Genomic DNA, 24154 nt, shown 5'->3' with positions numbered 1-24154 from the left:
CCAGTACAAACTCCCCAGCACACCCAGTTGAAAAACAGAACCTCCAAACAGCCCCATGCCGCAAACAGACACGCCATTGGCGACATCTGGCGCGATTGAGCAGCCCCTGTCGTGATCGCGCACCTCTGAGGCGTTCTCGAATAATTTCCACCCGCCCCAGGCGGCTTAAATGGACCCGGAATTCAGCTGGCGCGTTGCTCGATAAAGCGTGTAGAAGGTCAACAACAGAGCGCGAGTTACGTGCCTACCCATTGTTTGCAAAGGAGATTATTTTCGCCTACGCCTGCCCCCTTTTCCTTGTGTCAGCAAAAAGAGAACAAGATCAATGAACACCGTGGGATCTGATGGTAGTAACCTCGCGCAAGGGTTCAAACCACGCCATGTAACGATGTTGTCCATCGCGGGCATTATCGGTGCAGGGCTTTTCGTCGGCTCCGGACATGCCATCGCAGCAGCCGGCCCAGCCACCATAATCTCTTACTTCGTGGCCGGGACCTTGGTCGTCCTGGTCATGCGCATGCTCGGCGAAATGGCCGTGGCCCATCCCGACACCGGTTCGTTCTCCACCTACGCTGACCAGGCCATTGGCCGCTGGGCCGGCTATACCATCGGCTGGCTGTACTGGTGGTTCTGGGTGTTGGTGATTCCCATCGAAGCGCTGGCCGCCGGGCATGTGCTCAACGCTTGGTTCCCCCAGGTCGACAGCTGGATCTTTGCCTTGCTGTCGATCGTCTTGCTGGCCGGGACCAACCTGTTCAGCGTGGCCAAGTACGGCGAGTTCGAATTCTGGTTCGCGATTCTCAAGGTGGCGGCGATCCTCGGCTTCATCAGCCTCGGTTTCGCCGCCCTGATGGGCTGGTTACCCAACCGCGAAGTCAGTGGGCTGAGCACCCTGGTGGACGAATACGGCGGCTTCGCGCCCAAGGGCTGGTCGGCGGTAATCGGCGCGTTCATCACCGTGATGTTCAGCTTCATCGGTACAGAAGCGGTGACCATCGCCGCCTCCGAATCCAGCGACCCTTCGCGCAACATCGCCAAGGCCACCCGCTCGGTGATCTGGCGTATCAGCACCTTCTACATCCTGTCGATCTTCGTGATCATCTCGGTGGTGCCGTGGAACGATCCACAGCTGGCGGTGGTGGGCTCCTACCAACGCGCGCTGGAGATCATGAACATCCCCAACGCCGCCTTCATGGTCGACTTCGTGGTGCTGGTGGCAGTGGCCAGCTGCATGAACTCATCGATCTACATCGCCTCGCGGATGATGTACTCGCTGGCCAAGCGTGGTGATGCCCCGGCGATGCTGAAAAACACCTCCAAGGTTGGCGTGCCCCGCGCCGCCGTGTTCGGAAGCACGCTGATCGGCGCGGCCATCGCCATCCTCAACTACTTCGCTCCCAAGGGCGTGTTCGAGTTCCTCCTGGCCAGCTCCGGCGCCATCGCCTTGCTGGTGTACATGGTCATCGCCATCTCCCAGCTGCGCATGCGCCGGCGCCTGGAGCGGGAGAACGCCGAGCTCAAGTTCCGCATGTGGCTGTTCCCCTGGCTGACCTGGGCGGTGATCATTTTCATCGCTGGGGCCCTGAGCGTGATGATGTATACCGAAGAGCACCGGGCGGAAGTGACCGCCACCTTGAGCCTGGCGATCTTCATCTCGTTCCTCGGGATCGTGACGACCCGCGGCCACCAACGAGCAGTGGGCGTGCGCTCGGTCGGCTAGAGCGGCGTTGAGACCTAGAAGGGCATCTGGCGACAGATGCCCTTTTTTTGCATCTGCCGTTTCACAGTTGGCGTGTGCTGTCGATATAGCGCATCACCGCTGGCGCCTTCTCGAAACGCCGGTGGATCAGGCTCAGCCACGAGCTGGCCTGGCAGTGTTCCACCGGCCGGTAGTTGACCTGCGGCAGGCGAATCCGCGCCACCACCGACTCCGGCACGATCGCCACCCCCTGGCCCAGCGACACCAGGGTAATCACCGCCACCAGGCTCCCCGGCTGCGGCCCCACGCGCGGCTCGAAGCCACCCAGGGCGGCCACTTCGAGGGTGCCGGAAATCTGCTCGGGGAGAATGAACGTCTCCTCGGCCAGGCGCGAGGCGGGGATGCTCTTCAACTCATTGATCCGCGAACTGGCCGGCAGCGCCAGGACGAAACCTTCCTGATGCAGGGCGATGGCGTCCAGCTCATCCGGCAACTCCATGGGCGAGCGCACGTAGGCGACGTCCAGTTGGCCATCGCGCACCTGGGCCGGCAGATCGACCATCGGCGTTTCGCGGATGTTCAGGCGCACGCTGGGGTGGGCGGCGCTGAAGCGCGTCACCTGCGCCTGGAGTATCCCCGAGTAGGCGGCAGAGGCCACGTAGCCCAACTCGATCAAGCCACTCTCACCACGCCCGGCGCGTTGTGCGCCCAACTGCGCCGCATCGAACTGGCGCACCGCCTGCTCGGCCTCAAGCAAGAGTGCCTGGCCTGCCGCCGTGAGGTTCACCTCGCGCTGATTGCGCTCGAACAACCGCACGCCCAGCTCGCGCTCCATGTCCTGGATTTGCCGGCTGAGGGTGGGCGGGGCAATGCCCAGCTGCTCAGCTGCCCGGGTGAAATGGCCATGCTGGGCGACGCAGAGGAAGTAGCGGAAGTGGCGGATTTCCATGAAGGCTCGTTACTTGTTGGGTAATGACGCAGCGCGCGGCGGCTAACAAACAGGACGACGCACAGCGCTATGGTGAAGCTAACACTACAAGGCTGGAGCCGTGGCGGCAAAGCCCGGCGACCCGCCGCGTTGATTGGTGCATTGCTATCGCGGGGCAAGCCCGCTCCCACGAAGGTGTCCCAGCGAGTTCGAGCGAACTTACGTGGAAGCAGGCGCTGTGAAAGCAGGCCCTGTGGAGTGGGCTCTCGTGGGAGCGGGCTTGCCCCGCGATAGCGTCCCAGCAGCTTATCCAGTCCAGGAGCCACGCAAGCCCACTCAAGCCCGGTACACCCTCGTGGGAGCGGGCTTGCCCCGCGATAGCGTCCTTGCAGCTTATCCACTCCAGGAGCCACGCAAGCCCACTCAAGCCCAGTACACCCTCGTGGGAGCGGGCTTGCCCCGCGATAGCGTCCTTGCAGCTTATCCACTCCAGGATCCATGCAAGCCCACTGAAGCCCAGTACACCCTCGTGGGAGCGGGCTTGCCCCGCGATAGCGTCCTAGCAGCTTATCCAATCCAGGAGCCATACATGCCCACCCCAGCCTCCGCCCGCTTCACCCTGTTCACCGCCTCGGCCGTTTGCGCCCTGATCATCCTCGACACCAACATCGTCGCCGTCAGCCTGCCGAGCATCGCCCGCGACCTGTCCGGCTCGTTCGCCGACATCGAATGGGTGGTCAGCGCCTACCTGCTCGCCTTCGCTGCCTGCCTGCTACCCGCCGGCAGCCTGGCCGACCGCTTCGGCCGACGACGCATGCTGATGCTCGGCCTGGCAGTATTCGGCATCGCCTCACTGGCCTGCGGCGCCGCCCCCGACTTGCTGTTCCTCGACCTCGCCAGGGCCGCCAAAGGTGTCGGCGCAGCCATGCTGCTCACCGCCGCCTTGGCCGCCATCGGCAACCGCTTCCATGAACCCGAAGCACGCATGCGCGCCTGGGCCTTCTGGGGCGCCTGCATGGGCGCGACCATCACCTTCGCGCCCCTGCTCGGCGGCCTGATCGCCAGCACCCTGGGCTGGCGCTGGATCTTCTACATCAACCTGCCGCTGGTGGTAATACTCGGCGCGATGGTCATGCACAGCGTGGAGGAATCGCGTGACAGCGCCGCAGCCCGCCTCGACCCCCTCGGCAGCCTGACCTTCGCCGCCAGCCTGGGCTGCCTGATCTGGGCGCTGATCGACGCCAACCAAGTCGGCTGGGACAGCGCCACCACGCTCGGCCGCCTGCTGATTGCCGCCGTGCTGTTCGCCCTGTTCGTACTGGTAGAGCGCGCCCAGGCCAGGCCCATGATCGACCTGCGACTGATGCGCAGTGGCCGCTTCATCGGCGCCTTGCTCGGCATGTTCGCCTACGCCGCCTGCGCCCAGGTGATGATGACCCTGCTGCCGCTGTACCTGCAGAACGGCCTGCAGATGTCGGCGCTGGCTGCTGGCGCGGGAATGCTGCCGTTCGCGGTGGCGATGCTGCTGACCCCGCGCTGGGGGATGCGCCTGGCAGCGCGAATGGCGCCAGCTGCTGTGTTCGCGCTGGGGTTGGTGTTGGTGGGCGCAGGGAACTTACTGTGTGCCTGGGCGGCGGGGCAGGGCGGTTATCTTGGCTTTGCCCTGGCAAGCGTGGTGCTGGGGGCTGGTGCGGGGCTGCTCAATGGCGATACGCAGAAAAACATCATGGCGTGTGTGCCGCGTGAGCGAACCGGGATGGCGTCAGGGTTGAGTACCACTACGCGGTTTGGCGCGATCGTGTTGGCGATTGGCGTGCTGGGTGGGATTTTGGCGGCGCGCAGTGGGCAGTTGCTGCGCGAGGCGATGGCTGGGGTGGCGCCGCAGGCTTTGGATAAAGTCGGGGAGATGGCTACGCGAGTGGCAGCGGGGGATCTGCCGGCGGCGTTGGCTTTGCTTGAGCCTGGGTTGCGCGAGGTAGTGGCGCCGGTGGCTCGGGGGGCGTTTGTGGGTGGGTTTGAGGCGGTGTTGCTGACGGCAGGTGTTGCTGCCCTGATCTTTGCCGTGGTGGTCGGTGTGCTGTTGCGACGGCCGTTGCCGCAGGTGAACGAGCCCTGCTCGAACGCACGCCAGTCTGCAGCTAGCTGAAGTGCAAGCAGGCTGGCGCTTAAATAGACAAGGCCATTTACCCTAGCGTGAGACGTACGCTGACTGGGCAGCATGGGGCACTGGTGATAGTGTCTGACGCTGAATTTGCGGTACATGTGAAGACTGACGAAATTAGGATTCGGCAACACCCTCTCTAGTGGGGTGAAAATAGGCGCAGGGCGCCGACGGTGGCCGATGAACCCAAGGATGAGGGAGTACGTTGATGATGCCAATCGAGAGCCTGGTTGGGGTGGCGATCATCGCCCTGGGCATGGTCCTGTCACCAGGGCCGAATATGGTCTACCTGACTTCCCGGGCGATTTCCCAAGGGCGCCTGGCAGGGTTGATTTCGCTTGCAGGCGTGGCCCTGGGCTTCGTGTGTTATCTGGTCGCAGCGGCGCTGGGGCTGGCGGCCTTGTTCAAGGCCTTACCGCTGGCCTATGACGTAGTGGGAGTCGCCGGGGGGATCTATCTCGGGTATCTGGCCTGGAACATGCTCAAGCCCAACGGCGGCTCACCGTTCCAAGCACGAGAGCTGCCCCCGCATTCGCCACGGCGGCTGTTCACCATGGGTTTGGTCACCAACCTGCTAAACCCCAAGATCGCCTTGATGTACTCGGCACTGATTCCGCAGTTTATCGACCCCTCTCAAGGCTCGACCTTGCAGCAGTTTCTGCAGCTGGGGTTGGTGCAGATCGTCATTGCCGTGACGGTGAACGGGCTGATCGTACTGGCGGCTTCGAGGGTCAGTCGCTTCTTGGCAGAGCGGCCTTCGGCTATGCGCACGCAGCGGTGGGTTTCGGGGACGGTGCTGGGGGTTTTTGCGGTGGATATTTTGTTGCGTAAGCCGATGGCTTGAGTGGCCGTCACTTGGGGCCTCGCGGGCATGTAGCGCAGGAGTGGCGGCTTGGTGGTGGGGCGAGGTGCCGTCTCGAGATGAGACTGGCACTGGAATTTTAACTTTGGCTGGGATGATCCGCAGCAGCAGGGGCAGCCTAACTTTCTGTATTTACTGAACTCCTGATAATAGAAGTGCCCGTCTTTTCTGGAAAAAGGCGGGCGCTGGTGTGCGCAAGATTTGGCCAGGCTGATAGGTTGCTGCAGGGTAGCGAAGTAGGTTTGGAGAGCATCCATCACTGGAGAGTGATCGGGCGAGCTGCCGCAGGCGAATCGTCTTTGGGAGAAGCACCGGTTGGAACGGCCTGACCTGCATAGGGGCAGATCGGGAAACAGCGGCTGGAACCGACCCCCTCCTGTCGCGCATGGCGATGAGATCGAGCAAGCCTACGTCAACCAATTGAGGGTAATGCCGGTTCCCACAAAAATAAATTGCTTCCACAAGGGGCGCAGTGCTTTTGTGAATGTGGTGGCTTAGCTCACTTCTGCGCCTGGCGCTGCAGTAGCTTGCAGACTTCCACATTTACCTCTACGAACGCCTCCCAGCTGAACCGCTGCGCATAGTGCATATGATACTGCCGGTCGACCCGGCAGATATCCGGCCGGGTCTCGTAGATCAGGCAGTGCTTGTCGGCATCACTGTAATGCCGGCAAGCTCCATCCCCCCGATCCAGATACTGCGTTTGTTCCGCCAGATGCACATTGCGGCAGCATAGCCCGCACTGTGTGCAGGGAAACACTGGTAGTGTCATACCAGCGAAGCCAGCCAGTTGCGCGTGCTGGCCGCATTACCCATCTCGAACGGCAACTCGATCCCGCGAGCGACCACAGCCTGTTGCAGTATCGCACTACGCTGGATCTCGTCATTGCATGCCTCAAGCTCCTGGGTAAAGGCCTGTAACTCCTCCACGTCCAGATTGAACTCCAACCGGCTCAGCTCCAGCAGGTAGCGGTCCAACTCCGCGTTGATTGCCTGGAACTCAAGCACCGTGTCGGCGTGCGGTGTCAGCGATTCGATGAAGGCCCAGAGCTTGCGTGCCATCGCGCTGTGCAGCAGGAAGTAGTTCAGCCCAAGGGTCACCAGGCCCGTCACCAGCGCACCGGCAAATGCGGCCAGTTCGGTGCCGAACGGGAAGCTGAGGAACGGCACCAGCTGGGTGTAGGCCATGGTGCCCACCACCGTGGCAACACCCACCGACAGCAACGAGGTCACCGCCTGGCACTGCTCCACAAAGCTTAGTTGGTCTGGGTTGAACACCATCAGCTTGATGGCTTTGACCAGTTGGCCCCACAGCTCTCGGATGATCTTGATCGCCATTGCCTGGGTGGTGGCGAAGATGTTGAACACGGTGGTGGTTAGGCTCCCGAGCACACCGGCAAACACGCCATCCTTGAACGCCACGAGGAAGTCGTTGAAACGCGTCTGCACCCGCGTCCAGATGCCCTTGAGCGACTTGCTGATGCTGTCGACGAAGGCCTCCAGGCTGAACTTGTGCTTGATCTTGTCCAGCAGGGCCGGCAGTTGCTCGCGCAGTTCAAACCATACCTCCGCCATCACTAATCCAAGCATCTGCCGGGTACCCATGGCCAGGCCTGCCGAGCCGGCGGCATGGGCAGTCTGGTGGAGGAATTTGCTGCTAGTGTAATAGGCCTTGTTGATCTGCTGATCGTAAGGAGCCCGAGCCTCGGCATCACGCTTGCGCATACCTTCAGGGTCCACGGCCTTGAGCTCGTCGATCTTGTTTTCGGTCTTGCGGATCTTGTCTTCCAGCGCGCGGGCTTCATGTTGCTGCTGAGGCGTTTCGCGCGGCATTTTCGTCAGCCGCGCGCGGTCGCCCGCCAGCGACTTCTCATGGTTGGAGATCAGGCCCGGCAGCTTGTCCAGATACTCGTTGATCGGCGTCTGCTTCTTCGACTTGTTGACCGTCTCGTGAGTGGTCTGCAGGTTGCTGCTCTGGTTGGCCAATTTCACACCACTTAGCCCGGCCAGCTCCCGCCCGGCATCGTCATGGATTTCCTTGGCGCTGATCACGTGGTCCAGGTTGCGCTGCTCATGGTCAGCCATCACCTTGTTGCGGTAAGGGTCCTTCAGAGTGCCAGCTGCCTGGCTAGCCTTGTCTTTCTGACCAGTGGCGATGTAATTCGCATGTTGGTGGTAGGGCGTGGAGTCGTACTCTCCACGCTGCTCGAAACGCTGCTTTTCTGCCTCGGTCGCCCATACGCCGTTGCGCACGTTGTGGACGGTGTCCACTTCGCCGCCGAGTTTGTCCTTGAACAGCAGGAAGTCCAGGCCGAAGCTGGTGGTCAGGCTGGTAATTACGGTTTTTTCGAGCTCTTCGGCCCAAGGGAAGTCTTGCGCTGCGGCGTGCATAAAGGCATCCATGATCGAATGAGAGAAGGGCGAAGCTAAGGCAGGGCCTTTCGGCCCCGCATAGGGCATCAGGCGGGCTCGACGCCTTGCGCCTTGGTCTTGGTTTCGCTGATCTGCTCGTCCAGCTTGGAGCCGTTGAGGATCATCGAGCCATCGGCATCGGTAGCCATGACTGGGACGTCATTCTTGTCCTTGACCACATTGCCGTTCACTTCCTTGACCTTGAACAGAGGGGTAGTGATCAGGTCAACCAAGATGGCGGCCAGAGCAAAACCGTTGTTGATTGCGCGCAGGATGTTTTCGCTCAGGCTGGCCATTTCAGCGTGCGGGTCTAGCTTGCGGGAGCGGATGTCTTCGATACGGCGGGCTGCGTACTTGAGGTGTTCGAAGTACTTGTCGAACTGTCCGTACACCGACTTCAAGACGTCATTGATGTCGAATGCGTAGTCTTCTGCCTTGCTCAACTGCTGCTGGGCTTTTTGCAGCTTGCTGATCGCACTGTCCACTTCGCGTTCAGCCTTGTGGGCGTTCTTCAGCGCTTCATCGCCATGGCTGTCATAGGCCCAGCCGGCGATAGCCAGTACCGGACCTGCCACGGCCGCGCCCAGGATTGCGGTACCACCAGCCATGCCCAAGCCGCCTGTGGCGAGCGAGCCGCCGCCGATTGCCGCCAGCGTTGCGTTGGTCGCGGCCACCCCGGCCAGCGAGGAGATGGCAGTGCCAGTGGAGGCCGCGCCCAGCGCCATGACACCGCCATATACGGCAAACCCGGCCGCAGCGCCAGCGATGCCTGCTCCTGCGGTGGCACCCAGCACGCCAACAGCAGTGTAGCTGTAGCTCTCGATGCTTTGCAGCTTGTGCTTCGGAATACTGATCTTCAGCTTGTCCTGGCGGTCTGCGTTGAGCTTGTCCAGCAAATCGTTGGCGAGGGTCTTGAATTCGTCGAACTTCTTGCCAATCTCGAGTTCTTCCCGGCCCAGCATCTCAAGTGCCGCGTTAGTGGCTTTTTCCTGTACGTCGAACGCTTCCTTTCTGTCGGCATAACGCGCTTTGGCAGCGTTGACGATGTCATCAGCTTCCGAGTGTTTCTGGTAGCCGTCGTAGCCTTTCTTGGCGCCGTAGGCCGCACTTACCAGCGCAGCAGCGCCGAGGATGAGGGGAAGTGGCATGGCAATATCCTTTTGATCGTTGAAGGTCAGGCGGGTTGCAGTTGCTGGGTTGCGTGAGTGTTCTGGTACAGCGCCTGCATTGAATTCAGTCGCTCGCATACTTCGTCCACCCATACCTGGGGCGCATGCAGGCGAATGTTTTCATTCAGTGCGAAGATCCACCACAGCGTTTCGCGGTCTAGCGGCACGGTGGCGTGCAGGCGGTGCCAGCCCTGCTCGGAAACGCCGCTCAAAGTCTGCTGCTGGCTCAACGGCGTTTCGTTGAGCAGGGCAGCGATCTGCGGGCGAACATCGGCGATCAGCTCGACTTGGGCCTCGGCCTCTCGAAAGCTGAAAACGCCGCTGGCGATGTAGGCATCCACGTCGAAGCTTTCATGTTCGTGTCCGGCCTCTTCGAGCAATGCCGCTTCGGTGATCCGGTGCAGGGCGAATTGGCGCAGGTCGCTGTAGCCATCCACAGAAGCCAGCAGGTAGCTCACCGCATGGCGCGATACCAGGCCAGCCGGGTGCAGGCGAAAACGCTTGAGCTCACCCTTGCTTCGGCTGCGGTAGGCCACTTCCAGCTGTTTGCGCTCCAGTAGGCCGGCCGATACTTGGGCCCAGGTGTGTGCGCTGACTTGCGCTGGGAGCAGGGTCTTGCCGTTGGGCAGTGAGCGAACCCGCGTTGCCCAGTCGGCCAGGCCGTTGCCACCTAGGCCATTAAGGAAGTTACGGGCCCGGCGGAACTGCGGGCCCAGTTGATCCAGAACGCTTTGCGGCAGGATCGGGCTTAAGTGGCTTTCCGACAGGAACAGCGCCAGTGCCGTGGGCGCGTCCATGTCTTCCAGCTTGAGTGGTGCCTCGCGGGTGAAGCTCCAGCGGAAGGGAGTTTCGCTGTCGTCGCACTGCAGGGAGAACGGTATCGACAAGCGGTTCAAGTCACGCTGGATCGAGCGCAGGGTGACCGAGAAGCCTCTGTCACGAAGCTTTTCGAGCAGGGTCGGGGTTGCAATACGCTGAGGTTCGGTGGGGATCAGGCGTAGCAAGGCGAACAGCCTGAGCAGCGTATCCTTCGCTTGGGACATGGTAACTACCTGGTTCTATGTCTCTACTGAGCGCCAGCAGATTGGCGTCAAGTTGGCAGGAATCCTACCCAATTGAATGGCTTTGTGCCATCAGTTGTTCAGGGAGATAGCCTTCTTTCAGCCTGCGGCGGGTCGCTGTCTTTCGCGCTCGCGCTTCATCTCGCTGTATTCGCGGTAGAACTCGTAGCCCTTGGTCAGCACCACGAAGAGTCCGATGGTGGCGAGCAGGTTTTTCATCGTGGGGCCCTCTAGAGGATGTGGGTCATTGTCCAGGCCTGCACGACAACCCGTGTCGCGCGGGCGAAAATTTAGCGGTGGTCAGTCAGGAATTGTTCCAGCCGTGTCTTGAGCACTTCTTTGGGGGTAGCTGCGCGACGGTGAGGTGAAGGGGTATCGCAGGAGGGACAGTGGGTGAACCAGTCGAGGTTCAGCAACAGCACGTCACTAGGCGGGAAGAAGGTCTTCTTCCAGGAGCAGTGCTGGCAGACGAGGGTAAAGGGCGGGGGAGCGATTGGCATGGCTGCACCTAATGATTATCAAGTGCAGCCTAAGATGACAGTGGGGGCGACAGTCTATGTCGTGCTTGTTGAGGTACCTTGGAAAGGTCCCTTAGGCACTGATTGGTATTCCAATGATTAGCACCAGATGGCCTTGAATACCGCTTGGGTGGGATATCCGATGGCTGGAACTCAAAAAACTCTCAAAAGACCGCAAAAGCGCTGGAGGCCGCGTATTTACTAGATCGCAGGCAAAAAAAAGACGTCCGCGGACATCTTTTTTTGATTATTTGGTGGCCGGGGTAAGTTGAACGGGGCGGGTAAGGCATTGATTAATAATACTATTTCCAGTAATCATTTTGTTCTGGAATACTGATTGGAATGCCGAGGGTATAGCTTTCCTACTCGATTAACCGCTGAGGCAAATTTATTCCAGCTGTATGAAATGATGCGTAGCACGCTAATTAATCTTGAATGCTAGTGAATTGCCTCATCGGATTTACCTGCTGCATGCACGATGCGACTGCGCGTCCCCTATGTCCTGGTACACGAACGGTGTTCGCCAGTGGGGCTTCGACCCTCTTAGGGGGGGAATAAAATTCCGTGGTAATCAAAAAATAGCAGAGCATATTTTCAGATATATATGGATTTAAGCGGGGTTAGATAAAAAGGTAAAAGCAGTAGATCGCCACTTTTACCTTTTTGCTTTATTTAAAGGGCAAGATAGCCATCTTTGATTAGTTCTCCACGTAGCTTCCAAAGCTCGATGCATTGGCGTTCTGTAGGGAGCTTGTGTGGTATTTGCGCGGCGATTTTTAACAGATTTATCTGTCGAGGCGAAAGCTTTTCTTTTTTAACTCCCCAGTTTAAAAGTCGAGTCCATTCAGCGCCAGGTAAGTCAACGACCATGATCTGAATTTGAATGCTGTCATCAGTCTTTTGTGTCGATTTGGATTTTTTACCTTCCTCGACAGATTGGCGTACTTCTTGGAGGAATTCTTCGGCGTTTGAAACTAAGCTTATTTTTGTATCCTTCACCTGCTCCCAACACGCCTGCATTTTTGCCCATTCAGTAACGTTGTCTTTAGGTCTGTCAGGATCGGTTAGCACATGGAAGACTTTTTCTGAAATTATGGACAACTGTTCGCATAGCGATTGCGGGACAGCTTGTGAGTCCCAAATGGTTCTAAAGTTAAGCTGTTTGCCAAGTGCATCTTCAGATATTAAGTTGTGCAGCTTAGCGATTGAGTACGTGACAATGTTTGCTCGGTACCCTCCTTGGTACCACGGCTGCTGACTGACCAAGGCTTCTGTTTTTCTGAAGATTATAGCTAAAGAAACTATCTTGCGGAAATATTCTTCATTATAGATCTTGCCATCCGATGTCCATGACTTGGAGATGGTGTCGGCGAAGAATATGAAGTTTTTCTGAGCACCCATGCTTACTCTATGAGGCTGCTCCCGCCAGCTGTTCTCATATTTTGCAACATCAGTCTTTGTGAAGAGCTGACTTTTTGGGTGTTGCATTAAGAAATGATTTTTCTGGGCAGTCGATAGTTTTGCTTGCTCATTTAGATATTGGCCACGAGCTCTCTCATAGAACCAGTGTGTACCATACTGAGCACCGCCGCTTGGTGAGGTAAACAACCTACGGGAAAACTCTTGAAGTCGAATGTGGAACGGATGGTTGGAGAAAAAGTCTGCGTCGCTTACCTTGTTTTGGCTATTCGCGTAACGTGCGATTTCTGGAGTTAACTCACCTGCTTTTTCTGGAGGCAAAACCGAAAGCTTCATTTGCACCATAACTTTCGAGAGGTCCAGACATTCTTTGCGGGCAGCACCCCCTCTCTTCGCAAACGCTAATGATGCAGTGGTTTGTCCACCATTCACGATTTGCAGGTTAACGGCGCTTCGAATGCGCACCCCGCCCGCATCTTCTTCAAGTTCAACATTTTCAGCAGTAGCTGCAATTCCATTGTTGAAGGCGAAGAACATCTCAGGCTGATTGCGTATAGTGTTTTGAATGGCTGCGTTAACTTTTCCTTTAGTGCTGAGAAAGGTTCGAACGTTCCCTTCAAGCAATCTGCTGCCGTACATGTCGTATATGTCTGCCAAGGTATCTCCAGGAATCATACAGAGATAGGCGCTATAGTCCCCTTGGGACTCGGCTGCAGCAAGACATTTCAGTCCACTGCTTCCAATTGAGGAGAAATCAACCACAAGATCGTCCCGTCCTGTAGCTGATATATAAGCTGAATGGAATCTTCCGATATCCCAGATATGAAACTCGACTGGGGTTCCTCTCACTTGCTCTTCAGGCCAGCCTTTTTGGCGGGTTTTCAGCATGGCGTCGCTGACGAAATAGAAGCGATATTTAGTTATCTTTGAATGCCAATCCATTAGGTCACATGCAAAACCATGCCCTGGTTGGCTTTCGTCCACACTACCGTCAGTCAAATTCCCGTCCAATGCTTCCTCTAGGAAGGCGCGTAAATCACCAATTGCAGCCTTGACATCGGAAGTAACGAATGAGGTAACTTCATCTTCATTGAAGAAATCAGCGACTAGTAACGCCATCGAATTGTCTGCTTCATCAAATGCGTAGCCGTCGATGCGAAGCTTTTTGCGTTTTCCGTTAACACCTTCAAATCTACAAACTTCAAAGGATAGAAGCTCTTCAGCCTCTATGAGTCTATTTCCGCAGTCCTCCACAAAAGCAGTGCGGATAAAGTCGCGTGAAGACTCCGCTTTTGAACGAACGGCCTCTATAAAATCTTTATGGAAAGTATCAAGATCCATATGAACTGACCCGTGCGCTAGATTTGAAAGGCTGTGCAGTTATTAAGGTTTAGCTTATATTTTACACTACTAAGACCTGGTGACAAATCTTGCGGTCGGATGCAAGGAAAGCCAGGAACTACTTTATAACGTGAGGTGCTATACAATATCATCACTTGGTTGTCATATTCCGGGTGTGTGGAGTACCCACATCTCAATAGGCAGTTTTCAAAGGCTGAGTAGGTCTCGAAGTCTGACTTAAGTGATTTTCGGATATCGTCAACCAGCTGATTCAGCGTAAAGCCATTAGCTGTGCTTTCTGCTCCGCTTCCCAGCTGAACAACAACAAGCTGCAATTCGCGGTAGGTATAATCGAGCTGTCTTTCAGATGCAATCGTCACCTCGTTTACTGATGGCCAGACAGTTTTTACTTCCCAAGCCAGCTTCTCGAATTGAAAATCTTGATCAGCCCGATCAGGCCCCTTCCAGCTCTGAATAGCTGCAGGCGCGCTGATCATCTCAATAAGTGATTTGAGGTGAATAAGTTCGCCGCTCAGCCCCCGGACTTGAGATTCGTTCAAGGTTTCTAGGTTGCCTCGTTCGAACAGCAGGCGCCAGCTAACAAGACGCGCTAAAACGAACGGAAGGCCATTAGACTTATCCGAGCATTGGCGTGAAGATGCAATCAAATCTTCACAGAACAATCGAAATAATTCAAAAAGATCTGGTTTTTCCAAAATGAATAGTAGAGACCATCGGCCATCTTCCCGGAGTACAGTGTGTATCTTCACTGATTGAAGTTCCAAGTCGACGCCGGGATTTTCTTGCGTAATCAACAATAGAGTGAATCGACCCAATGAATCCACACCTGCGTAGAAATCAAGGATGTGCTCTACGTCAACCCTGCGAAATCCTGATCCGACCGCTTCTGCTTTCACTGTGTCCCAAATAAGTTTGACTTTATTCGTCATCATCGTCTTCCTCATCATCGTTGTCATCAATTGAGGAGCTATCGCCGGACAACATATTTCGGAGTTCGACAAGGTTAATACGATAAGCTACACGATGACTGCTGATATCAAGGGATGGAAAGCTTAGACCTATGGCTACAAGCGCGTCGCAATCGGGCGGCAGTTGAAACTTGCTTTCTTTTTCCTCTTCTTTTCTGGGCTCAATTAAGTGGATTAGCAATAGCGGTGCCTGTCTAACGGCAGTGTATGCTTTGCCCGGAATTGTTTGGATACTCTTTTTGGCTTCGCTTCTATACCTAATCTCTGCTGCCTCGATTTCAGGCTTTGACAATCCTGCCTTCTCATCGGCCGCTGATCCCACCCGCAGTTTAGTCCCGTTAACGAGCAAGGCTTTTATATTGTCATCAGTAGATATCTTGCGGACCCTTCTTTTTACCTCTAACTCTTCTGCGAATTTTATCGAGCTGCCGCTGCCCGTGGGTAAAGCTACATCCCATGAATCAAGCTTATGGTCGGTGGATTTTTCAATAAAATCAGCCAGGCTAGATGTTTGCAGCTTTACGCTAAGAGGGTGATTGATAAATGCCTTTAGGAATTTTACGACCAGTTGTTTCGGTACGGACCGCCATACGGGGAAGGCGCCATCTTCCATCTTTTTAGAATCAGGACTGGTTAGTACTGATCGTATAAAACTCTGCGCCTCCTTGTAGTTTGAGGAAACTATCGAGGGGTCTTTTAGTAAGCGGGGCGACTCCAAGCTTTCTTCAGTAATAGATATTATCTGGACAATTTCATCCGAGTCCCTCATTTTGTTTCTGGCGGTAATGAGTAAAGACTCAGGATGAGATCTCACGCGAAGCCCAAAATCGATTGGCTTGAGGCGAGAGTTCTGCATTCGACGCACTTCGTTACGAAGCTCGTCAGTCGCCTCTGAGATATGTGCATACCAATCCGCTGTCTCTTCAGTCATCCAAATTTTGCATAGATCTTCGTAACCGGATCGATAGCCGAACCACCTTCCCATTTGAAGTAAAGCATCATACATTTGAGTTGTTCTGTAAAAGTAACTAATGCACAACCCTTCGAGCGTCAAACCACGCGCTAGGCTGTTGCCCCCAACTGCTACTACCCTCAAGCCGTGTTCCTTGTAGGCGGTATAATCTAAGCTGGCCGGCCCGCTTTTTTGGTTTACTGCAGTAGTTTGAATCGGCATCGTAGAAGCTGAAAGTTTGGCTTGAACCTGCTGCCACGTTATTTCTAGGTTGGAGAAGTTTCTCTGAAATGCGTTGTATAGAGATTTAATGGAGCTATTGCGTATGGCTTCATCGAAAGGTAGGGAAGCGTAATTTCGAATGTCTCCTTGCATCAGCCGGACTTCATGATCGAGGATGTCTCGGACTTGATTTTGTATCAAGGTGAAGTGACTAACGTTTACTAGCATGGATCTATGCTTTGGCATCCCAACACGAATGTCCATTAGCGTGTTAACTAAGAAGAAGCATGTGATCGCATCTTTAAGCGATGACGGGACGCCCTCCACCACGCTGTCAGAGGCCTGTCCGCGCGGAAAGTACTCCTCGGCATCATCGATAACGTTTAAGCACTTTAGATCGGAGTTTTCGCCAAAAATCCGGCTTGCCCCAACATAATTTGTAGGCGCGTCTAATGTGTAAATAAAATCGCGAGGGAATAGATCGTCACCCTCGACATTATTCGTTGTTTCAGGGTTGATGAATACGTTGGCAAACGGAGTTGCGGTAAACCCTACATAACTGGATCTCGGGAAAACTTTCAGCAATCCACGGATCCCCGCATTTATAGCAGTTGCCTTTTTGGGGTTTGTATTGATAGAGGCATTGTCCGCCTCGTCATCAATAAGTAGAAGGGGGATGTCTATGTTTCCGCCGGGGCCAGCATTATAATTAACCAGCCACTCTACTAGGTTTTCGAGGATTCGCTTGTTTTTCTTGACTACAAGAAGAACAGGCTCTCTGTAGTCGTTTAACCTAAATCCAAGTTGGTTTACCATTGCCGCCCGGAAATCTACTATTGTAGACGTAAAGACACCCGCTGAGCGTGCACCATTGATTAATCCAACGCCAATTTCTTTGCGATGGCGCTTTCGGTTGTTTACGACGCCCGAGCTATCCAGTCCTACAAACCCAGAGTCTAAACGTTCCTGAGTTTGTCTTCTCAAACTTTCCAGCGTCCCTGTCAACAGAATTACTAATTTGTACCCCGCATCTGCCGCCTTGCAAATCAAGCCTGTATAGTTAGAGGTTTTCCCTGACTGCACATCGCCCATTACTAAACCTCGCCGCGGCCATCCTGTGCGACCTGATGGATCTCCCATCAAATCTAGGATTTCATCCGTTACCTTATCTAGCGAGTTAACAACTTTGGGACCCCAACCCTGCTTCAAAAGATCGGTTTGGTAGCGACTCCAATAGAATGGGTCGATTGCAGCCTTTTTAGCTCTCAGCCAAGGATTGTGTTCATCATAAACACAGTCTCCCAATCCCATGTCAACTGTGAGCGCTTCATGAAGCTTCTTAATAACTACTTCAAACTCGTCGTCCGTGACAGTGTAGGGCGGTATGCTCCTTAGAGTGGACGCCAAGTCAAAGATGGCCCCTTCGGTTGGAACTCCATCAACTGTTAGGGCTGTGATAACTCCCAATTCCAGGCGACGAGCATTCGCTGACAGTACCATCCTTGACGTCTCACTCACGAGTTATATTCCTCAACAATTTTCTTTGTTAGTTCTGGGTATAGATTAAATGGTTCTATTAAATGAAGCGACATTAGCAGTTGCCTTCTGGTCGGCGAATCTGCTGGCATATTTACTATAATTGTCGAAATCATATCGTTGATATTTTCGACCGCACTGTCACTTGCGAAATCAGGTCGGACGTCGCTTGCCATACGGTTGTACAAGGCGTCCGCAGGGAATGAGCTCTCGATAACCCCTAAAACTAGGTTGAGTCGTGCTCTTCCTTCTTTGTCTAGAGATTTTGAGAACTCTGAAATTAGTGGATGGTTTCGATTCACATCGAATCTAACACCTGATCTATCGAGAACTTCGTTCCAGCCAGGGGCGACATCAGAGTCAGAGATTTTGCGACCCTTAAAAGCGATCGTTCTGCCGCTGACGGACCTGATTCTGTCCACTGTCCGTTTTAAGTTTTGCCGAACCAACTCAGGCGGATGAGCGGCCGATTTTTTTATATCTAAAGTCCAAAGATGGTCAAGTGTGTTGGGGATATCTACCCGTACTCGCGCAAGCTTACTTAGCTCGTCTTTTCTTGCTAGGCGAAACCAAGTTCCCCAAATTATCAGTCTTCTATTTCTATATATATAGAATCCCTGCTGGCTTCGAAAGCCTTCGCTCCCGCCGATTAGCTGTACATCATTGCTGCTAAGTTTGCTCATGTGCGGCAAAATAAAAGGTTTGACTACGACCCTTTTGCCTTCGACGGAAAACTTCTCCTCGTCCAGAGGCTGAGTAGCTTTATGATTGGCCAAGAAAGGGTCAAACGGAACAATCGCAGAACCGTTGAGAGCCATTGATATTTTTGGCTTGCTCCCTTCTTTTGTTAGGAAGCGATGGAAAACAAGTGATAGATGCTCGCGGGCCGCAAGCATTTTTGTTCCCAATGCGTTTTCTGGATCTGCTTCCCCAACAAGCAATTTGTCGAGTTCTTGCCACAGTACCATCGTCCCTGATTTTTTACTTTCTAGCTGACTAAAGTGAGGTAAGGCTTGGCAGTCTGAGAGTTCAAGCTGAAGCATGACCCAAGCGCCTTTTTCGATAACGACATCGAGATCCCAACAAAATGCGTTGATATCAGCATCTTGTTTGGAAATGACAGTCATCCGGCGACATTGTGATATGGATGCTGTCTTGAGCCCTAAGCCATACCGACCCATATCGTCTTCCCCCCTCTCTAAAAGAGGGTTTTTGCTGCCGTGTCGCATTGCGCTCTGCAACACCTCATGCGACATTCCTTTTCCGTCATCTATTATCGCGATGTAAGGGTTGTCAGTAGGGCGGAACTCGATGTGGATCTCTTTGGCATGGGCGGAAATACTATTATCAATTAAGTCCGCCAACGCCGAATCCAAGGTGTAGCCAATTGACCGCATTGATTCGAGCAGTGACGCTGCGTGGGGAGGGTGCTGAACCTCTATCATCGCACCAGTCTCCTAGTACAAAAGGTAACCAAGAATCCCTCCAACAACATTCCTACCCCCCAAAGGCTCGCGTTGATTTCCTATAGTCCCTCTACCGTGGGGCATAAGCCGCAGACGGCAGGGTGTGACATCTATTGGCCACTATTCGTCGCATAAAACTGGTTATGATGCAAGCCTCATTTCCAGCCTCCACTGCTTTGGACCTGCCTAGGCATCATTTAGATGATCATCGAATCCGCTACCCCAGCATGCTCCGGACTTAAAGTCCTGCCCTTAATTATACGCTCTACTAGTTTGGCAATTTTACTTGCAAGAAGAGGTGGGACGGCATTCCCAACTTGGTGGTATTGCTGCGTGCGATTGCCTAGGAAAAAATAATTATCTGGGAAGGTTTGCAATCTAGCTGCTTCCCTAACAGTCAGGCTGCGACATTGATTAGGATCATAGTGGATGAAGTAATGGCCATCTTTCGATATATGGCTTGTTATCGTTGAGGAGTACTGGTTGTGAAGTTGTACTCTAAAACGATCGCTAAATTTACCACTTTCCCAGTTTTTATGGTCAGGAGCCAATCCGGGAAGATTGAATTCTTGATGACCCTTTGGAGAGACATGGTGAGCCTGTGCGAAGACTGAGGCATATACATATCGCTTGAGATCTGCACTCATGTGGCTGCGAGCTTCATGGTTGAGCCAGACGTTTAACCTGTCGTCTGTAAACCACGAGTCCAAATCGTCCGATTTTGTTTTGCCACTCCAATAGCTTGTCTTTCTTACTCTCAATCCGCCATTATTCAACCGGCCTCCCGAAAATGAATCTCGGAAGATTTTAAGGTTCATCTCTAAGTTTGGATCCTGCTTTCCAGAGGAAATCAGGTCTGCATATAAGGTGTCCAAGTGATTTAAAACTTCACTGCACCACTTGTCTGGAGTGTCGCTTCCCCTCGATAGCGTACTTCGTAGAGGCGGAAGATTTCCGATTACGTCTCCAACTGTAACTGGTTCGGCAGTTTCAAGCTTGTGCTCGTTTACCTCTCCAATGTAATCTTCTGAAATGCCGATCAAAATGACCCGGTGGCGACCTTGTGGAATGCCATATTCTTCAGCGCGTATTACAAAGTTACTAAAGTCAATTGAGTCTGGCGACATTCCTGATTCGTATATGTCATCAGAGACCAAGGAGCAGATTTTATATTTAGTACCACATCCGCCTTTGATGCCTAATGCGGCATCAGGGTCAGCTAAGTCCTGGAGTATTTGTGGGAATATTTGAGTGCCGCTAACCTTCGAGGAAAGAATCCCTTTGACATTTTCCATCACAAATACTGCAGGGCGCTTGCTCTGAATTATCCGAAGATATTCCCGGTAGAGGAAGTGGCGGTGGTCATCTTCCGCTTTGTATTCTGCATTTCCCTTGTTGCGTGCTCGTCCAACTATTGAATAAGCTTGGCAAGGGGGGCCACCAATCAATACCCAAGGTTTACTGGTATCTAGTCTCGCTTCTAGAATGCGGTCTAGCTCGGCATTCCCCTCCGCACTCCCTAGTTTAATTTGGCGGGCCTCTTTATCGGCATGCTGCCATTCTTTGGCGCTGTTCGAAGTCCAAGGTTGTGATGCCCCACCCGTCTCGCAGTAGTAATAGTAGTCGTCAAGGGCTGCTGGATTGTTTTTTTTCAGCGCTCGATAAAATGCACGGAGTCTTAGCGTAGATCGAGCGAACGGGTCCATTTCTGCTGAGACTAATACATCAAAGCTTCTGCCCTCATTGAGTGAAGAGAAACCTTCACCAAGGCCGCCAGGGCCAGCGAAGAGATCCACGACCTGTAAAGGGTTGTTACAATTCATGAGCTACATCTGCCAAAGGTAAACGAAAGTGGATGTTGTAGATAAAGCGACCAGATCTCGGATGATGGCTGCGATAACGGGCAAAAATACACAGCCTGAGCTCGCATTGCGCCGTTTCCTTCATGCTTTGGGCTATCGTTTTCGCCTGCACCGCAAGGACCTCCCTGGCAAGCCTGACATTGTAATGCCCAAGCTCCGGACCTGTATATTTGTACACGGATGTTTTTGGCATCGACATGTTGGATGTCAATACGCTACTACACCTAAGACTCGGAGCGAATTCTGGGCGGCAAAATTTTCAAGGAACGTTGAGAGAGACCTCGAAAATGTACAGGCGCTGGAGGCCACAGGCTGGACGGTCATGGTTGTGTGGGAGTGCGAGATAAAGCAAGGCGGGGGGCGCTTGTCTGATCTACATGAGGCCCTACAAGTGAAGGCGTTGTCCGCTGCCTCAGTGAGGCCTCGCTGTAGGTAATGTTGGCGCCGACTGGACAGGGTGATCGTGACTTCTACGGCCGTCGACGGCAGGAGCGCTTGCCATTTGATCGATCTGTCAGCAACCGCGCAGTCCCTAGCCGCTTACTGATTAGTAAAACGGTGAGTTTGTAGTAGTACTGGCTTGCGCTTGAGTGGTCCTTCAGAAAGTGAGTCAAAAACCAGCGCATATGCTTTCGCTGCCAAGTCCAAGGGGTGTTTCGTTGCCAGCGCTCTTGGATCGCCGCTTGCATGATTTGAGCTTGTCGGAGGTGCCTTTGCTGCGTGCTCTTCGAGCCGCACAGAACGCCGATCAAGAACAACGTCATATCAAAGGATTTGCTCATGACCGGCCACCGATGTAGGCCGAAACCACATCGAGCCGGTTATGTCCGAGCTCAAGACTGATTTGTAGGCGTGCCTGTTGATCAAGGTCGGGGTCGATTCGATAGCAGTGGCCGCCATTGACTGGGGCTGCATAGCCTGTGAAATGCTCGTAGCGTTTGCAAGCGTAGGCGGCGCGCAATTCATGAAACCCCTTTAGCTTGTGCCTATGCAGAATTTTGCGGGCGGGGCGCACCGTCATTTGCAGGAACGCGGCGTAGCTTTCTTCTGGGGCCAGCAGGTTACGGCTGCCCCTCGGTGACGCATTTCTTGCGAAAAGGATTGCCTCGTTTACCTCATTGTTGGCAGCAATCCACCGCGGCGCTGATGCCCCAGAGCGGCCGCCTTTGGTGCCGTCTTGGATATTGATACGACCCAAGTGCTTGGCCTCATGGTGCAAGCGTGGCAGGTCCGCTAGGATCGCTTCGCGCAGGCGCATGCCGGTTGCTCGGGCCAACAGGGCAATCGCGGCCACTCGCTCGTACTGCTGTTCACACAATACCTGCAGCACGCGCTGTACCTGTTGATGGTCTTGGCCAGCTGGAGCTTGGGAGCGTACGTTGGAGCGCTGCTGCCCTAATGCCTGGCTCGGGCTGATGACTCTCACTTCCTGATCACCGCGCAGCGCGGCAAGGGTGCGGTTGACGCTGCTCAGGCGATTTTGCGCGGTAGCGATGCATAATGCGCCTTGCTGGATCTGCTGACGCAGGTATGCGACGTAGTCCTGGAGCGTCTGTTGATCAATTTGGCGCGCGTCGTTGTAACCGGGGCCGCCCTCTGACCGGCACCAGTCTACGAATGCTTGCCAGCGATCGCTATGCGCTTTGACCGTGGCGAAGTGGCCGCCGGCGAACATGTCCCCTAGCGCCTGCCGACCGGCATAGCTCAATTGGCGACCATAGCCAAAGTTGCGACCATCACGCCGACCGACCAGCACCATTGTCTTCACCTTGATCGTTGGTTTGTAGGTGCAGCAGCAGGGCTTTCCAGTGGGCGCTGACGCTGTCCAACTGTCCCCAGTGTGCTGGGCGGATGAGAAGGGCGTTTTCGCTGTGTTGCAGCAAGGCCCCGTCTTCTTGCAACTGCTCGATGAGCCGAGCGAGGTCGATTGACTCAGATGTTGGAGCGGCGACAGCGGCGACACTGGCGACAACCCCCGCCGCATCTGGATTGGCACGTGGCGACAAAGTTGTGACGGTGGCGGCGACACACCGTAACTCGGACGACGAGCGATGTTGCGCCTGGTAGCGGCGCACGGCGTCATTGAGTCGGAACATGGCGCACCTCGAATATGTCCCCGTCATTGTCCAGCCAGTTATGGGCAACCAGTTGCAGCAATAACTCGAAGGTGTGCCGCGTGCTTTTACGGGCAAACCGGGGGCCGTTGCGCGTAAGGTCGCGCAGGCGAAACGGTGGCCAGTTCTTCTTTATCAACCAGCGCAGCAGGCAATCAGCCTCTGCGCGAAGCTTATTCAGTGGTTCCTGTTCAGTCAGCCGTTGGTTCTCGGCCAGGTAGTAATCCATCAGCGTGGAGGCGCGCTGAATGTACAGGTCTTCCAATACAGTCGATTCCTCAACCACCGCCATCACACCAGCCATGCGTAGTACGTTCGCGGCGGCTTTGCTCGCTGCAGCTTGGACGTTGACCAACTCGCCGAACTCCCCAGACTCGCATTCAATGGTGTCGTGAATGGCAATCCAGGCCTCACGGGCGCGGGGGTTTAACTCCAGGGCCGTAGGGTTGAGGCCACCATCTTTGTGCCGTGACCAAGGCTTCTGCATCAGCGTGGCAATGCGCTGCTGGTACAGGTACACCTTTGGATCTCGGGTCAGGTCGATGGCTTTGTACAGTCGTTGTCCAACCAGACGCTCCGGCCAACTGATCAGACAGCGCCCCAGGATGCCCTGGTCTTTGATATCTGCGTCCTGCAGCAAGCGGTCTGCCAGGCGGGGTTGAAGCATCAAGTGTATGCTGAGGCGGCGATCATAGGCACGCAGACTTTCTCCAGTCATCGCGCGCGACCGATCAACCGGGCTACCGTCCCACAGGGTCGACAAGTGAGTGATCGCCTTGATCATGTTGTCCTTGCTCATGGTGCTGCCGCCCAAAAACTGCCCGCCCTCATCGCTGAACAGCCCCATGCTGGGCAAGCCGTGGCACAGGCTTTTGACCAGGCCCTCAATGGTCGGCTCAGCAGTGAGCAGTCTTGGTTGGACAGGTTCAGGTTGAGCGTCCAGCGCTAGCTGTGCTGATTTTTTCGAGGTCGGTGACTTCGCGGTGAGACTCATTGCAGCTCGGTGCGCCTTGAGCTGTTCGCCATAGGCGATCCACTGCTGTCTTTCCCAGTCGCGTACGGCCTGCAGCGCAATATGGTCCACCGCGCTTTTGCGATCACCCGAGCAAGCCACCGTCAGCAAGTACAGCGACAACGGATAAATTCGGCCGTCGAGGTGAACATTGGCGTGCGCCTGGCTCGCCAAAGCTGCCGTGGCTAGAACAGATTGCGCGGCCATGGCGCAGGGCACGCCGATCACATCGGCCATGCGTTCCACGGCAGGCCCCAATAGATCGCCCAGCGCCGCGACCGGGTAGGGTAGGGGCGTAACCTGCTGTTCCAACAAGGGGCGTGGTGGCCCTTGTACTTCGCGCAGTTGCATAGCCTTCCTCCATAAATTACCGATCTCTCCCTCACGTCATCCCGCCAAGAATGCTGAGTGTTATCAGGGATCAAGGCCCC

General features: G+C 54.8%; 19 protein-coding genes. 4 read left to right on the top strand and 15 right to left on the bottom strand.

Annotation, left to right across the window (positions count from 1 at the left end):
* Positions 1-325: 325 nt before the first annotated feature.
* Positions 326-1720 carry a GABA permease gene (gene gabP, locus HU737_RS19220; protein WP_186556533.1) on the top strand — a complete coding sequence of 465 codons (1395 nt, stop codon included), beginning with the start codon at positions 326-328 and terminating at the stop codon, positions 1718-1720.
* Positions 1721-1781: 61 nt separating this feature from the next.
* On the opposite strand, the gene HU737_RS19215 is transcribed toward gabP, so the two are convergent.
* Complete coding sequence (locus HU737_RS19215; RefSeq protein WP_186556532.1) at positions 1782-2648, bottom strand: LysR family transcriptional regulator; 867 nt, start codon at positions 2646-2648, stop codon at positions 1782-1784.
* Positions 2649-3216: 568 nt separating this feature from the next.
* Between HU737_RS19215 and HU737_RS19210 the strand changes: the two genes are divergently transcribed.
* Both HU737_RS19210 and HU737_RS19205 read left to right on the top strand, forming a co-directional pair.
* Positions 3217-4773: an MFS transporter gene (locus HU737_RS19210; RefSeq protein ID WP_186556531.1), complete on the top strand. Its 1557-nt coding sequence runs from the start codon at positions 3217-3219 to the stop codon at positions 4771-4773.
* A gap of 223 nt (positions 4774-4996) precedes the next feature.
* Positions 4997-5632, top strand: coding sequence for a LysE family translocator (locus HU737_RS19205; RefSeq protein WP_186556530.1), 636 nt, complete (start codon positions 4997-4999; stop codon positions 5630-5632).
* A 517-nt stretch (positions 5633-6149) separates the two neighbouring features.
* Here HU737_RS19205 and HU737_RS26460 read toward each other — a convergent pair.
* The 10 genes from HU737_RS26460 to HU737_RS19160 form a co-directional block, all read right to left on the bottom strand.
* The gene (locus tag HU737_RS26460; RefSeq protein WP_225915623.1) at positions 6150-6422 is read right to left on the bottom strand and encodes a YkgJ family cysteine cluster protein; all 273 of its coding nucleotides are present in this window, start codon (positions 6420-6422) and stop codon (positions 6150-6152) included.
* On the bottom strand, positions 6419-8041 hold the full coding sequence (locus HU737_RS19200; RefSeq protein WP_202885267.1) for a DNA repair protein: 1623 nt from the start codon (positions 8039-8041) through the stop codon (positions 6419-6421). Before HU737_RS19200 ends, HU737_RS26460 begins: the two co-directional genes overlap by 4 nt.
* Before the next feature lie 68 nt (positions 8042-8109).
* On the bottom strand, positions 8110-9210 hold the full coding sequence (locus HU737_RS19195) for a chemotaxis protein (RefSeq protein WP_186556528.1): 1101 nt from the start codon (positions 9208-9210) through the stop codon (positions 8110-8112).
* 26 nt (positions 9211-9236) lie between these two features.
* Entirely contained in the window at positions 9237-10274 is a 1038-nt protein-coding gene (locus HU737_RS19190) for a helix-turn-helix transcriptional regulator (RefSeq protein ID WP_186556527.1), read from the bottom strand.
* Positions 10275-10582: 308 nt separating this feature from the next.
* A complete protein-coding gene (locus HU737_RS19185) occupies positions 10583-10792 on the bottom strand; it encodes a hypothetical protein (RefSeq protein ID WP_186556526.1) in 210 nt (69 codons plus the stop codon).
* A 690-nt stretch (positions 10793-11482) separates the two neighbouring features.
* Entirely contained in the window at positions 11483-13570 is a 2088-nt protein-coding gene (locus HU737_RS19180) for an AIPR family protein (protein WP_186556525.1), read from the bottom strand.
* Between the two features lie 17 nt (positions 13571-13587).
* Entirely contained in the window at positions 13588-14523 is a 936-nt protein-coding gene (locus tag HU737_RS19175) for a PD-(D/E)XK motif protein (protein WP_217838539.1), read from the bottom strand.
* Positions 14510-17251: a Z1 domain-containing protein gene (locus HU737_RS19170; protein WP_186556524.1), complete on the bottom strand. Its 2742-nt coding sequence runs from the start codon at positions 17249-17251 to the stop codon at positions 14510-14512. Before HU737_RS19170 ends, HU737_RS19175 begins: the two co-directional genes overlap by 14 nt.
* Positions 17248-18714, bottom strand: a complete 1467-nt coding sequence (locus tag HU737_RS19165; RefSeq protein WP_186556523.1) for an ATP-binding protein — start codon at positions 18712-18714, stop codon at positions 17248-17250. Before HU737_RS19165 ends, HU737_RS19170 begins: the two co-directional genes overlap by 4 nt.
* Before the next feature lie 218 nt (positions 18715-18932).
* Positions 18933-20558, bottom strand: coding sequence for a DNA cytosine methyltransferase (locus HU737_RS19160; protein WP_095159954.1), 1626 nt, complete (start codon positions 20556-20558; stop codon positions 18933-18935).
* Positions 20559-20586: 28 nt separating this feature from the next.
* Here HU737_RS19160 and HU737_RS19155 point away from each other — a divergent pair, with 28 nt between their 5' ends.
* Positions 20587-21033 carry a very short patch repair endonuclease gene (locus HU737_RS19155; protein WP_186556522.1) on the top strand — a complete coding sequence of 149 codons (447 nt, stop codon included), beginning with the start codon at positions 20587-20589 and terminating at the stop codon, positions 21031-21033.
* Positions 21034-21067: 34 nt separating this feature from the next.
* On the opposite strand, the gene HU737_RS26255 is transcribed toward HU737_RS19155, so the two are convergent.
* The 4 genes from HU737_RS26255 to HU737_RS19140 are packed head-to-tail and all read right to left on the bottom strand — an operon-like array spanning position 21068 to position 24074.
* Positions 21068-21379 (bottom strand): hypothetical protein, encoded by a 312-nt coding sequence (locus HU737_RS26255; RefSeq protein ID WP_095159952.1) that lies wholly within the window; start codon positions 21377-21379, stop codon positions 21068-21070.
* On the bottom strand, positions 21376-22356 hold the full coding sequence (locus HU737_RS19150; RefSeq protein ID WP_095159951.1) for an integrase domain-containing protein: 981 nt from the start codon (positions 22354-22356) through the stop codon (positions 21376-21378). The genes HU737_RS26255 and HU737_RS19150 overlap by 4 nt, the downstream gene beginning before the upstream one ends.
* Positions 22334-22693, bottom strand: a complete 360-nt coding sequence (locus HU737_RS19145) for a hypothetical protein (protein ID WP_186556521.1) — start codon at positions 22691-22693, stop codon at positions 22334-22336. The genes HU737_RS19150 and HU737_RS19145 overlap by 23 nt, the downstream gene beginning before the upstream one ends.
* Entirely contained in the window at positions 22677-24074 is a 1398-nt protein-coding gene (locus HU737_RS19140; protein WP_186556520.1) for a YfjI family protein, read from the bottom strand. Before HU737_RS19140 ends, HU737_RS19145 begins: the two co-directional genes overlap by 17 nt.
* Positions 24075-24154: the final 80 nt, after the last annotated feature.

The organism is Pseudomonas urmiensis, assembly GCF_014268815.2.
In the GTDB taxonomy this organism is placed as follows: domain Bacteria; phylum Pseudomonadota; class Gammaproteobacteria; order Pseudomonadales; family Pseudomonadaceae; genus Aquipseudomonas; species Aquipseudomonas urmiensis.
Note: the sequence above shows the minus strand (reverse complement) of the source record. Positions and strands in the feature narration are given on the sequence as shown.